This window comes from Rhizobium sp. Root149, assembly GCF_001427345.1.
GTDB lineage: Bacteria > Pseudomonadota > Alphaproteobacteria > Rhizobiales > Rhizobiaceae > Neorhizobium > Neorhizobium rhizoryzae.
On the sequence record NZ_LMGD01000021.1, the window covers coordinates 240489 to 253403 of the forward strand.

A 12915-nucleotide genomic window follows, 5' to 3' on the forward strand; every position below is an offset into this window, starting at 1 on the left:
TCGTCAACGCCCGGCCAGCAGGTCCATGGCCTGCTCATAGACCGCACGACTGCCGGCTGCGATGATGCTGCCGCCATCTTCCGGACGACCCCCATCCCAGGTGGTGATGATGCCGCCCGCCTGCTCGATCAGCGGAATGAGTGCACCGACATCATATGGCTTCAGGCCATTTTCGACGACAAGATCCACATGCCCCGCCGCCAGAAGCGCATAGGCATAGCAATCCGTGCCGTAGCGGAAGAGGCGAACCTTGCTCTCGACGCGGTCGTACTGGCTGCGCTCAGCGGTCGAGAAGATGTGCGGCGATGTGGTGAACAGAATGGCGTTGGAGATATCTCCACAATCGCGCACCTGGATACGATGCGCACCATCCGGGCCGGAATACCAGCTTGCAGACCCATCGGCAAAATAGCGCTCGCCGGTGAAAGGCTGGTCAACCAGTCCCATCACGGCTCGTCCGCCGGAACGCAAGCCTATCAGCGTACCCCAGACGGGAACGCCTGAAATGAAAGCACGAGTTCCATCGATCGGATCGATCACCCAGATATGCTCGCGATCAAGCCCGATCGATTCGTGCTCTTCGCCCAGAATGCCATGGTCGGGAAAGGAATTGATGATGAGTTCCCGGATGGCGAGTTCCGCCGCCTGGTCGGCTTCGGTCACCGGATCGAAACCCCCATGCAGTTTGTTGGTGACCGCAGTCCCGACCCTGAAACGAGGCAGCGTCTGGCTGCGCGCGGCATCGGCTAGGCTATCGAAGAAGGCGCGATCTGGCAGCATGTTTCCCCCGGTCGAAAATTTGTCCTCCTTTCTAGTCGAAAGGCCGACAGGAGCAAGCACAACCGCATCGAATTAACGGCACAACATGCATCTGCCTTAAGTTTGATCACCAAAAAGGAATGCTTGACATTTGGGCAATGTGTCATTAATGTGATTTTTGCAGTCGAAAGATTGTAAATACCCTCCTTGGGTGTTTCCTCCCTAGACTTAGCCGCGTCCGTGAGGCGCGGTTTTTTTTGCCCGCACGCAAGCGTCGGGGCAGGAATGATAAAAAAGGGAAACGAAAACTACTCTGCCGCGAGCGTCGATTCGATCGAAAATTCGTCCGCAAAATCGATCATCTGCCGCATGAACAGCGACAGTGCCGCAGCGACCACCTCGAAATCCGCGCGTTTTTCCAGCGTTGCCTCATCCACATAGAGAGACCGGTTGATCTCGATCTGCAGGGCATGAAGCCCACGGACCGGGCGGCCGTAGTGTTCGGTAATGAAGCCGCCCGCATAGGGCTTGTTGCGAACGGCGTTGAAGCCGAGATCCTCCAGGATATGCAAGGCCGCACGCGACAGTTCGGCGGAGGCACTGGTGCCGTAGCGATCTCCAATGATGAAATCGGGCCGCGTATCCGAGCCCGCAATGCGGATATTGCCCGGCATGGAATGGCAGTCGATCAGGACGGAAAAGCCGAAACGGGCGTGAGTGCGAGCAATCAGGCGCCTCAGGCACGCATGGTAGGGCTTGTAGAGCGCCTCGATGCGCGACAGCGCATCCGCAACCGGCATGCGTCGCGCATAGATCTCCATGTTCTCCGCAACGATCCGTGGAACCGTACCCAACCCACCTGCAACGCGCATGGAGCCGATATTGGCGTAGGATGGCAGAGCATCCTCGAACATGCGCGGGTCAAGCTCGTAAGGCTCGCGGTTGACATCCAGATAGGCGCGTGGAAAGTGGGCAACCAGCAGTGGCGCACCGAGTTGGGGCGCATCCGAGAACAACTCGTCTACAAAGTGGTCCTCGGATCTGCGGATACTCAAGGAATCAAGCCGGGACGCCGCCAGAAATTCCGGTGGATAAAACCGGCCGCTATGGGGAGAATTGAAGACAAAGGGAATGGTTTGCTGCTCAGGCTCCCGCACTTCAAAGGGTTCTAGCCGACCATCAGCCCATTGCATTCGTTCTTTACCATGTAGTGAACAACTCAAGGTGACATGTTGCCAGTTGCCTGCTGCGAAGTCCATACTATGTAAATCCATAAAGAAGGCATCTGACGGTTATCGTTCACCGGTTTTTTACTGGCGAAAAGCTACCGTCAAAGCCCTAATTCAAGAGAAACCCATTAACGGTCCTGATGATGCAAAAGATCCTTCTCGCCGAAGATGACAATGATATGCGCCGCTTCCTGGTCAAGGCGCTGGAAAAGGCCGGTTACAAGGTGACCTCCTTCGACAATGGAGCAAGCGCCTATGACCGCCTGCGCGAGGAGCCGTTCTCCCTGCTTCTGACCGATATCGTGATGCCTGAGATGGATGGTATCGAGCTGGCGCGTCGCGCCACCGAACTCGACCCGGATCTCAAGGTCATGTTCATCACCGGCTTCGCCGCCGTTGCCCTGAACTCCGATTCGAAGGCTCCGAAGGACGCCAAGGTGCTTTCCAAGCCCTTCCACCTGCGTGACCTTGTGGACGAAGTGAACAAGCTTCTGGCCGCTTGACCCCGGTTTTCCGGGCTTCTTTCTGACGCTTCAAAAAAACGTCACGAAGATGCAAAAAAGCGGTTGACGGGTCGGCCGCTTTTATGGTCTATCCGCCGCCACGGAAGGGCGTGTAGCTCAGCGGGAGAGCACTACGTTGACATCGTAGGGGTCACAAGTTCGATCCTTGTCACGCCCACCATTCCCATTCAAAAAGGCCTTCAGAGCGATCTGAAGGCCTTTTGGTTTTAGGGCACGAAATTTTGTTCGCCCCCGTGAACATGGGCAGGGCGGAGGGCCAAGGCTATTCTTTCCATCGGCATTCAATAACGCCGTCCAAGGCCTCTATGGCACGCCCGAGTGCCCGGTAGTTTATCTTCTTGCCGATCCATCCGGCGCGCTGAAAATAGCAACCTGTGCGAGCCGCCTTGTCGAGATCCTTCATTGTCCAGCGAATTTCCAGGCAACGCTGTCGCACGTCATCAAGTGCGGGATGACCTGTGCTTTTGTAGGTTGACCGGACCGCGCGACAAAATCCGTGATAGCGCGCCACCTGGCAGATATTCGTCCAGCTGGAGTGCGGAAAGGCCTCTTCGATTTCCTGGACGCTGGCAACGGGATAAAGCCGACGCAGCTTTGCAAGCTCTGCGGCGGTCCAGACATGGATCTTCCGGCGAAGCCCCAGCAACTGGCAGCGACTGGCAATCGCGGCGCGCGAACGGTGCGGCAGAAGCTTGCTTATCAGATCGTACTCGCCTTGATGAGCAATGAGGACCGCCTCCTCCTCCCGGCTCCAGAGCCTGTCGCCCTTCATGTTCTGGCCATGCTTGCGCATCCGCCGACGGCTGCGCTGACCCATCTTCACCGCACGAGTCAAATAGTCCAGGCTCATCGCTCACCTCTGGTCGCAGTGAACAGCCGCGTCCACAGGCGCCGAGCACAAGGGTGGCTGTCCTTCGTCCATCCCTCAGACGCGCATGAACTGCACTGCCGTCGGTGGCATCATAGGGCAACTGTTGAGCATCTCGCGTTACCGACCTGAAGCTGAGCAACCATATTCATGAAGCGGCCGGTTACTGCATGGCTCAACTCTTGAGCATGACCCTTCCTTATCAATGGGAAGCGCTCACCTACCCGCCTTGCGTGTACAATCACAACCGAAAGAATAATCCAAGCGCAACCTGAGCAAAAATTACGTTACGTCAGAGAGATGCAACAAAATTAACATTATCCATTCATCCATTATTACCAATGGATGTTTCCGATCAGGTCGAACAACATTAGATTCATGAAATTTATACTGCAGCACCATAATACCGGAGGGAACTGCCGAAACCTGAGACAGAACCATGCGAAGCATTCTGAAAGATCGCAGCGGAAATTTTGGGATCATGAGCGCGCTCCTCATGGTTCCACTTGCCGCCGTTGCCGGTTTGAGCGTCGACTTTGCCAATGCACTGGCTGCCAAGAACGAGCTTCAGTCTGCCGCTGACGCTGCGGCGCTGGCGGCAATCTCGGATAACTCGGCCGGCTACAAGAAAGCCATGTCGATGACCGGTGATGGCGAAATCCTTGATGCGGAAACCGACGCCAAGAACCTGTTCAGTGGCGAAATAACGGGCAACAGACCCTACACACTGACGAATGTGTCTGCGACTGTCTCGCGATCAGGGGTCGACCTGACGTCAAAGATCACCTATTCCGCAGAGGTACCGACGTCATTGCTGATGGCACTCGGCCAAAACAAGATCACCATCAGCGGAACGGCAACCGCTGCCTATAAGACGGCGACCTACCGCGATTTCTATCTGTTGCTGGACAACACGCCTTCCATGGGCGTGGCGGCCACGCCATCCGACATCTCCACCATGGTGGCTAATACGGGCGATAAATGCGCCTTCGCTTGCCATATCGTCAACAATGGCGTCGAAGACCCGAACAGCTATTACAATCTTGCCAAGCAACTGGGTGTCACGACGCGCATCAACGTCGTTGCGCAGGCAACGGCCGCCTTGATGGACACGGCAACGAGCGCGCGCAAGGTGTCCAATCAGTTCCGTATGGCGGTCTATACTTTCGGCCAGAAGGCGGAAGATACGAAGCTGATGGAAGTGGCGAACCTGACCTCGGATCTCAAGACGGCCAAGAACAAGGCCAGCATGATAGATCTGATGTCGATCCCCTATCAGGGCTATAATAACGACCAGCAGACGGATTTCACCCTTGCGATGCAGAACATCGCGAAAGTCATCGGCCCGGCGGGCACTGGTGCCACCTCGACATCGCCGGAGAAAATCGTCTTCTTTGTCTCGGATGGCGTCAACGACAGCTACAAGCCTGTTGGCTGCACCAAGAAGCTGACGGGTGGACGTTGCCAGGAACCCATCAATCCCGATGCCTGCCAGGCGTTGAAGGACCAGGGCTATAAGGTCGCCGTTCTCTATACCACCTATCTGCCTTTGCCGACCAACCAGTGGTACAATGACTGGATCAGCCCGTTCCAGGCAGAGATCGCTTCACGCATGCAGAGCTGCGCGTCTTCCGGCTATTTCTTTGAAGTCAGCCCGTCGGAAGGCATATCCCAGGCCATGAGCGCGCTCTTCATGAAAATCATCAGTTCATCGCGCATTACGAGCTGATATCAGGCCCTGGAGCCGGGCAGCAGATCCTGCACCCGGCTCGCGTTGGACTTTACCAGCGCGGCGGACCACCCCAGCGGCGATCCCACCCACCGTGATGGTGATGATGGCGCGGCGGCGGGCCCCAACCCCAGCCCGGCGGTGGCGGCGGCGGGCGGTGATAGCGCGGCGGTGGCGGTGGGCGGCGCGGTACGCACTCACCCCAGCGGTTCAATCTCCAGCCGCGCCCGCAGGCCCAGTCGACCTTCTCAATCAAGCCAGATGCTGCACCATTCGCCGGAACGACTTTTGGTGCGACGGGCATGGGTTGCGCTTCGGCGGCAACCGCGCCGGCAGCAAGGATTGCGGCAGCCAAAAACATAGACTTCATGATCGTCACCTCAGTTTCGATAGTGAGGAGATTAGGAAGTGAAAACTGAACAGCTTCTGAACCGCGCGTTCATGAAATCGTCGCTTTCCCACTCCTATAAGCGCCCACAGCTTGCACTGACCGCGCTTGACACTTGACGCCTTGGCTCCAATTGCCGGGTAGAGAGGCCCAAGGCATAGGCGCTGTTTGGCGCTGATGTAAAATCATGAACAGGAAGGCTGCAGGCTCGATGCAGACGCTGGCTCCCGGAGCGATATTCAAGTTTGGCCAAACCTGGGGCAAGCTCCTGAAAAGGAAGGCCTTCACGCGCGGCTCCGAGATCGGACTGATCTTTTCCGGCATTCTGATCGGCATCGGCGCAGGCTGTGCGGTCAGCGGCATGAGCTGGATTTCCAAGGCATTGCACAGCCTGATCTTCGGCATCGAAATGAGCGAGTGGCTGAGCGCCTCGGAGATCGAAAACAAACTCATCGTCCTGTGCGCGCCCATTGTCGGCGGCATTGTCCTTGGCTGCGTCCTGTTCATCCTGTCGCGACGGCGAAAGCGCGCAATGGTTGACCCCATCGAGGCCAACGCGCTCTATGGCGGGCGCATCTCGCTGACCGACAGCGTGATCGTCGCGGTGCAGAACCTGATCTCCAACGGCTTCGGAGCCTCTGTCGGACTGGAAGCCGGCTACACCCAGCTCTCCGCCGGTCTCGCATCGAAGCTCGGCTCCAAGCTCAAATTGCGGCGGGAAGACATGCGCGTCCTCGTTGGTTGCGGTGCCGCCGGCGCCATCGCCGCCGCCTTCAATGCACCGCTCACCGGCGCCTTCTATGCGTTCGAGCTCATCATCGGCACCTACAGCATGGTCGCCCTGGCGCCTGTCGTCGTCTCGGCCATCGTGGCAACCTTCGTGGCGCGCGGGTTTTCCGGCGACAGCTTTTTGATCGAAGTCGGTGAAATCGGGACGATCACGCCAGCGGATTACATCCCGGCCATTGCGCTCGGCGCAATCTGCGCAGGCGTCGGTATCCTGATCATGCAGGGCGTCGCCTTCATTGAGGAAACGGCGCGCAAGAGTTCGCTTCCTCCCTACCTGCGACCGGCGCTTGGAGGAATCCTGATCGGGCTGATGGCCATGATAACGCCGCAGGTTCTTTCCGCCGGACATGGCGCGCTTCACATCAATCTGGATAGCCAGGCCCCGGTGCAGGTGCTTATTGGCCTCTTCCTGCTCAAATCGGTCGCCTCGGCGGTGTCGATCGGGTCCGGCTTCCGTGGTGGCCTGTTCTTCGCATCGCTCTTCATGGGCGCATTGCTTGGCAAGATATTTGCCATGCCTGCTGACTTCATCACGACCGGTTCCCTGACGCCGACCGTGCTGGCGGTGGTGGGAATGAGTGCGCTGGCCGTTGCAATCATCGGCGGCCCGCTGACCATGACCTTCCTGGCGCTGGAAATCACGGCAGACTTTCCCATCACGGCCCTCGTTCTGGCGGCCGTTATCACCTCATCGCTCGTCGTGCGAAATACATTCGGCTACTCATTCGCGACATGGCGTTTCCACCTGCGGGGGGAAAGCATCCGCTCGGCCCATGATGTCGGCTGGATCCGCAACCTGACCGTCGACAAGCTTATGCGTTCCGATGTGAAATGCGCGAAGCTGGGTGTGTCCTTGGCAGAATTCCGGGAAGCTTTTCCGCTCGGCTCAGCCAAACGCGCCATTCTGCTGGATGATAACGACCGCTATGCCGGCATTGTATCGATACCGGAGGTTTACGCCGAGGAGGTCGAAAGCACGAAGCCACGGACCGAGGTCAAGGATTTTCTCCAGTTCGAGAACGACTTCCTGTTGCCGAACATGAACGCGAAGCAGGCGGCTGAAATCTTCGATCAGGCCCATGCGGAGGCTCTGCCGGTTATCAACAATCTCATCGACCGGCGCGTCATCGGCCAGCTCAGCGAAGCGCACACATTGCGGCGATACTCCGAAGAACTGGATCGCCGCCGCCGCGAAGCCGTGGGCGAGGTCTAAAACCTGCAAAAATCAATACTGAGAAAACGAAAACGGCGCCGGGATGACCCGACGCCATTTCGCTATGATCAGGGCCGATAGGCTCAGGCAGCAGCCGAAGCAGCCGTCGGGACTTCTGCGATCGTTGCCAGAACGCGCGAAGCGATCTGGTACGGGCAACCCTGTGAATTCGGACGACGGTCTTCCAGGTAACCCTTGTAGCCGTTGTTGACGAAGGAATGCGGAACGCGGATGGAGGCGCCACGGTCGGCAACGCCGTAGGAGAACTTGTTCCACGGAGCCGTTTCGTGCTTGCCGGTCAGACGCAGGTGGTTGTCCGGGCCGTAAACGTCGATGTGCTCTTTCCAGTTCTTGGCAAAGGCTGCCATGAGCGCTTCGAAATATTCCTTGCCGCCAACTTCACGCATGTAGGTCGTGGAGAAGTTGCAGTGCATGCCCGAGCCGTTCCAGTCCGTATCGCCGAGCGGCTTGCAGTGGAATTCGACGTCGATGCCATACTTTTCGCAGAGACGAAGCAGCAGGTAGCGTGCAACCCAGATCTGGTCGGCAGCCTTCTTGGAGCCCTTGCCGAATACCTGGAATTCCCACTGGCCCTTGGCCACTTCGGCATTGATGCCTTCGTGGTTGATGCCGGCAGCGAGGCAGAGGTCGAGATGCTCTTCGACGATCTCGCGGGCAACGGAACCAACGTTCTTGTAGCCGACGCCCGTGTAGTAAGGACCCTGCGGAGCTGGATAACCCTGCTCAGGGAAGCCGAGCGGACGGCCGTTTTCGTAGAAGAAGTATTCCTGCTCGAAACCGAACCAGGCGCCATCGTCGTCCAGGATCGTTGCGCGGCTGTTCGACGGATGCGGCGTGACGCCATCCGGCATCATGACTTCGCACATAACGAGAGCGCCGTTCGTACGGGCCGGATCGGGATAGATCGCAACCGGCTTCAGAACGCAATCGGAGCTATGACCTTCGGCCTGCATCGTCGAAGAGCCATCGAAGCCCCAAAGCGGCAGCTGCTCAAGCGTCGGGAATGTATCGAATTCCTTGATCTGGGTCTTACCGCGAAGGTTTGCCACCGGCTTGTAACCATCCAGCCAAATGTACTCGAGCTTGTATTTCGTCATAGTGATCTCTCGTTTCTTATGCTGCGCGTTGTGAGCACATCCTGTTTCGCGCTTCCCTTCATGGGCGCACCGCCAGGACTGCCCATAGCAATGCATAAGCCGTGCCAGTTTGAGTCGCGTCCTGCGATTCGCTGCAGCGAACAAGGGCTGCACCCTGCGAGGCCCCCGGAATGAGGGCAAACGGAACTCCTCCGATCCTATGTCGTTATGAAATGGAGGCAGGCGCGAAATTACAGAAGCGCGGCCGCATACAGCCAGATTGCCACTTGCGTTTTGCGCAAAAATAATGCATTCTGAACAAAATAAGCGCACCCAAAATGGTGCAAATTAAAGCATCAAGCATAAAAAATAGGCAAAAGCATATCCGGACGGAAAAATGCACCAAGGATAAGACCATGACAACAGCAAGCCCCGAGCATACCGCACAGATCATTCAGTTTCCGGTTGGAGGCCTCAGAGGCCGCCGCGATTTCATGGCGCGGATCGAGAAGAAGGCTGTGGAAGCCAACCCCGCTCTTTGCGATCTGGCTTTCGGTGGCGGCTGGTATCATGCCGAGGCAATCAAGGACTCTGCTCCTTCAGCAGGCAAGCCGTCCTGATTGATCTGCCTACTGAAAAGGCTAAATCGTCTAATTTTTAATCATGAGCTGCGAAATTAAGCAATTTCGTAGCTCATTCCTTTTGCAGCAGACGCGACACGACTCTGAATGCAGCATCCCGCCCAAGGCTTTTGCAGCGCGAATTATATTTGGGCATTCGGCAAAACAAGGCGAATGGAAAATCTTTCGCCTGCAAGATGAGCTCACGGCGATTTGCAGCGCATGGCTTGTCTCTACTGTTGTGACGAGCTGCGCGCGCCTGTCGGCAACTTGAAACACCTTGCTTTATTCTCCTGCATTGCACAAACTTGAACCCGCAGTTCGGTGACGGGTATCTGTTTGCGGCCCGGCAAGGAGTTTCATGTCCATCAAAGCCAGCATCTACCATCTTACGCATTATATGTATGACAAGCCGGTTCGATTGGGACCGCAGATCATCCGCCTGAAGCCCGCAGCCCATTCCCGAACGCGCGTTCTCAGCCATTCGCTGAAGGTGACCCCCGAAAATCACTTCGTAAACCTGCAGCAAGACCCTTACGGAAATTATCTCGCTCGCTTCGTGTTTCCGGACCCCGTGACGGAATTCAAGATCGAAGTCGACCTGATCGCCGACATGACGGTCTACAACCCCTTCGACTTCTTTGTCGAAGAGGAAGCGACGAAGTGGCCCTTCGACTACCCCGAAAATCTGGCCGAGGATCTTTCGATCTATCGAAAGCCGGAGCCGACCGGCCCTCTCCTGACAAAGTTCCTGGAGACGATCGACAAGAGCCCTGAACAGCCGACCGTTGACATGGTGGTGGGGCTGAACGCCCGCCTGCAGCGCGAAATCGGCTATATCGTTCGCATGGAACCCGGCGTGCAGACGCCTGAGGAAACGCTGGAGCGCGCAAAGGGATCCTGCCGTGATACGAGCTGGCTTCTGGTGCAGATTCTACGCCATCTGGGTTTGGCGGCACGCTTCGTTTCCGGCTACCTCATCCAGTTGACGCCAGACCTCAAAGCCCTTGATGGCCCCTCCGGCACTGAGGTGGATTTCACCGATCTGCATGCCTGGGCGGAGGTTTATCTTCCCGGCGCCGGTTGGGTGGGTCTGGACCCGACCTCGGGCCTGCTGACAGGCGAAAGCCATATTCCGTTGGCCGCCACGCCACACTATAAGAACGCAGCCCCAATTTCGGGCGGCTATTACGGCGAGGCGGAAACCAGCTTCGACTTTGACATGAAGGTCTCGCGCGTTGCCGAACACCCGCGGATCACCAAGCCGTTTTCCGATGAAAGCTGGGATGCGCTGAATGCACTGGGCGAACAGGTCGACGCCGTGCTCAAGGCGCAGGATGTGCGCCTCACCATGGGCGGCGAACCGACCTTCGTGTCCATCGATGACTTCCAGTCAGAGGAGTGGAACACCGCAGCCGTTGGCCCCACTAAGCGCGACCGTGCCGATGTGCTGATCCGCAAGCTGCGCGAGCGCTTCGCCCCCGGTGGATTTCTGCATTACGGTCAGGGAAAATGGTATCCGGGCGAAAGCCTGCCGCGCTGGACCTTCTCGCTTTACTGGCGCAAGGACGGACTGCCCATCTGGTCAGACCCGGATCTGATCGCCATCGAGAAGCGCGATCACGAGGTAACCCACGAAGACGCGGCCAAGCTTCTTCAGGCGATTGCGCTGGAGCTGGACCTTTCGACGGAGAATGTGGCGCCTGCCTATGAAGATCCGGCGGAATGGATCATCAAGGAAGCGAACCTGCCCGACAATGTCGATCCGGCTAATTCCAAACTCAAAGACCCGGAAGAAAGAAACCGCATCGCCAAGGTCTTCTCCCAGGGACTGACAAGTCCGGCTGGTTATGTCTTGCCGGTTCAGGCCTGGCAGACGCGCGCTTCTGGCCGCAGCTGGGTCAGCGAAAAATGGCGCACACGCCGCGGGCGGCTTTATCTCATTCCGGGCGACAGCCCTGTCGGTTTCCGCCTGCCGCTGAACTCGCTGCCCTATATTGCGCCGTCCTGGTATCCCTACATCAATCCGGTCGATCCAAGCGTCGAGCGTCCGCCTCTTCCGGACTTCTCGACGGAGAAGGGTCGCGTCATGCCGGAGCATTCGCTGCGGCCCGATATTGCGCAGCAGACCCAGCTCGGCCAATCCTACGAGGAAATCGGCGGGCGCGTGCGCACTGCCATCTCCGTGGAAGTGCGCGATGGACGGGTCTGCGTCTTCATGCCACCGACCGCCGCGCTGGAGGAATATCTCGATCTCGTCGCCTCGGCGGAACGTGCTGCGAGGGCGCTCAATCTGCCGGTTCATATCGAGGGCTATACGCCACCGCATGATGAGCGGCTGAATGTCATCCGCGTTGCGCCAGATCCGGGCGTCATCGAGGTCAACATCCATCCAGCGTCCAACTGGAAGGAATGCGTGGAGATCACCACCGCCATCTACGAAGAAGCCCGACTGAGCCGTCTGGGTGCGGACAAGTTCATGATCGATGGCCGCCACACCGGCACCGGCGGTGGTAATCATGTGGTCGTCGGCGGCGCAAATCCGAATGACAGCCCCTTCCTGCGCAGGCCGGACCTTTTGAAGAGCCTAGTGCTCCACTGGCAGCGGCACCCCTCCCTCTCCTACCTCTTCTCGGGCCTGTTCATCGGCCCGACCAGTCAGGCCCCACGCATCGACGAAGCTCGCCACGACAGCCTCTACGAGCTGGAAATCGCGCTGGCGCAGGTGCCGGCGCCCGGCCAGGGTGTGCCGCCCCTGCCCTGGCTGGTGGACCGCCTGTTCCGCAATCTCCTGACGGATGTCACCGGCAATACCCATCGTTCGGAAATCTGCATCGACAAGCTGTTCTCCCCAGATGGCCCGACAGGACGCCTGGGCCTGGTCGAGTTCCGCGGTTTCGAAATGCCGCCGAACGCACGCATGTCTTTGGCTCAGCAATTGCTGGTGCGGGCATTGATTGCGCGTTTCTGGAAGAACCCGGCACAGGGGTCCTTCGTCCGCTGGGGAACGGCGCTTGCCGACCGTTTCATGCTGCCGCACTTCGTCTGGGCAGATTTCATGGACGTTATCGCCGATCTTCGTGACAACGGTTTCGATCTGCGTCCCGAATGGTTCACCGCCCAGCTGGAATTCCGATTCCCCTTCTTCGGCGAAGTGGAATATGAGGGCGCGAAACTGGAAATCCGGCAGGCGCTGGAGCCATGGCATGTCATGGGCGAACAGGGCGCGATCGGCGGTACCGTGCGTTACGTCGATTCCTCGGTCGAGCGTCTTCAGGTCCGGCTGGAGACCAGCAATCCATCGCGCTACCGCGTGGCATGCAATGGCCGCAATGTCCCGCTTGCGTCGACAGGTGCGTCCGGGGTCGCCGTAGCCGGTGTCCGCTTCAAGGCATGGCAACCGGCATCGGGCCTGCACCCGGTCCTGCCCGTTAATTCGCCGCTCACTTTCGACATCTATGATACATGGTCGAACCGCTCAATCGGTGGCTGCGTCTACCATGTCGCTCATCCCGGAGGTCGCAATTACGAGACATTCCCGGTGAATGGCAACGAAGCGGAAGCAAGAAGGCTTGCGCGATTCGAACCTTGGGGGCATACGGCTGGCCGCTATACGTTGATGGCAGAGCTGCCCTCCGCCGAATTCCCGCTGACGCTTGATCTGCGTCGGCCGATAGGAGTGTGAATTGTCAGTGATCC

10 protein-coding genes and 1 tRNA gene are annotated in these 12915 nt (G+C 58.1%); 6 read left to right on the top strand and 5 right to left on the bottom strand.

Annotation, left to right across the window (positions count from 1 at the left end; all coding sequences use genetic code 11):
- Positions 1-3: 3 nt before the first annotated feature.
- Both hisN and ASD54_RS16645 read right to left on the bottom strand, forming a co-directional pair.
- On the bottom strand, positions 4-780 hold the full coding sequence (hisN, locus tag ASD54_RS16640; RefSeq protein ID WP_062555734.1) for a histidinol-phosphatase: 777 nt from the start codon (positions 778-780) through the stop codon (positions 4-6).
- Positions 781-1067: 287 nt separating this feature from the next.
- Positions 1068-1952 (bottom strand): N-formylglutamate amidohydrolase, encoded by an 885-nt coding sequence (locus ASD54_RS16645; RefSeq protein ID WP_062555735.1) that lies wholly within the window; start codon positions 1950-1952, stop codon positions 1068-1070.
- Positions 1953-2128: 176 nt separating this feature from the next.
- Between ASD54_RS16645 and cpdR1 the strand changes: the two genes are divergently transcribed.
- Together cpdR1 and ASD54_RS16655 are read left to right on the top strand one after the other, a co-directional pair.
- Entirely contained in the window at positions 2129-2491 is a 363-nt protein-coding gene (gene cpdR1 / locus ASD54_RS16650) for a response regulator CpdR1 (protein ID WP_062555736.1), read from the top strand.
- Positions 2492-2597: 106 nt separating this feature from the next.
- Positions 2598-2672, top strand: a tRNA-Val gene (locus ASD54_RS16655).
- A gap of 102 nt (positions 2673-2774) precedes the next feature.
- On the opposite strand, the gene ASD54_RS16660 is transcribed toward ASD54_RS16655, so the two are convergent.
- Entirely contained in the window at positions 2775-3362 is a 588-nt protein-coding gene (locus ASD54_RS16660) for a hypothetical protein (RefSeq protein ID WP_062555737.1), read from the bottom strand.
- Between the two features lie 457 nt (positions 3363-3819).
- Between ASD54_RS16660 and ASD54_RS16665 the strand changes: the two genes are divergently transcribed.
- Positions 3820-5109 carry a TadE/TadG family type IV pilus assembly protein gene (locus ASD54_RS16665; RefSeq protein ID WP_062555738.1) on the top strand — a complete coding sequence of 430 codons (1290 nt, stop codon included), beginning with the start codon at positions 3820-3822 and terminating at the stop codon, positions 5107-5109.
- 52 nt (positions 5110-5161) lie between these two features.
- Here the strand turns inward: ASD54_RS16665 and ASD54_RS16670 are convergent, their stop codons facing one another.
- Positions 5162-5479 (bottom strand): hypothetical protein, encoded by a 318-nt coding sequence (locus ASD54_RS16670; protein WP_062555739.1) that lies wholly within the window; start codon positions 5477-5479, stop codon positions 5162-5164.
- Between the two features lie 229 nt (positions 5480-5708).
- Between ASD54_RS16670 and ASD54_RS16675 the strand changes: the two genes are divergently transcribed.
- Complete coding sequence (locus ASD54_RS16675; RefSeq protein ID WP_062555968.1) at positions 5709-7499, top strand: chloride channel protein; 1791 nt, start codon at positions 5709-5711, stop codon at positions 7497-7499.
- A gap of 83 nt (positions 7500-7582) precedes the next feature.
- Here the strand turns inward: ASD54_RS16675 and ASD54_RS16680 are convergent, their stop codons facing one another.
- Positions 7583-8617 carry a glutamine synthetase beta-grasp domain-containing protein gene (locus ASD54_RS16680; RefSeq protein WP_062555740.1) on the bottom strand — a complete coding sequence of 345 codons (1035 nt, stop codon included), beginning with the start codon at positions 8615-8617 and terminating at the stop codon, positions 7583-7585.
- A gap of 395 nt (positions 8618-9012) precedes the next feature.
- On the opposite strand from ASD54_RS16680, the gene ASD54_RS16685 reads away from it, so the two are divergent.
- Positions 9013-9216 (top strand): DUF2735 domain-containing protein, encoded by a 204-nt coding sequence (locus ASD54_RS16685; protein WP_062555741.1) that lies wholly within the window; start codon positions 9013-9015, stop codon positions 9214-9216.
- A 361-nt stretch (positions 9217-9577) separates the two neighbouring features.
- On the top strand, positions 9578-12901 hold the full coding sequence (locus ASD54_RS16690; protein ID WP_062555742.1) for a transglutaminase family protein: 3324 nt from the start codon (positions 9578-9580) through the stop codon (positions 12899-12901).
- Positions 12902-12915: the final 14 nt, after the last annotated feature.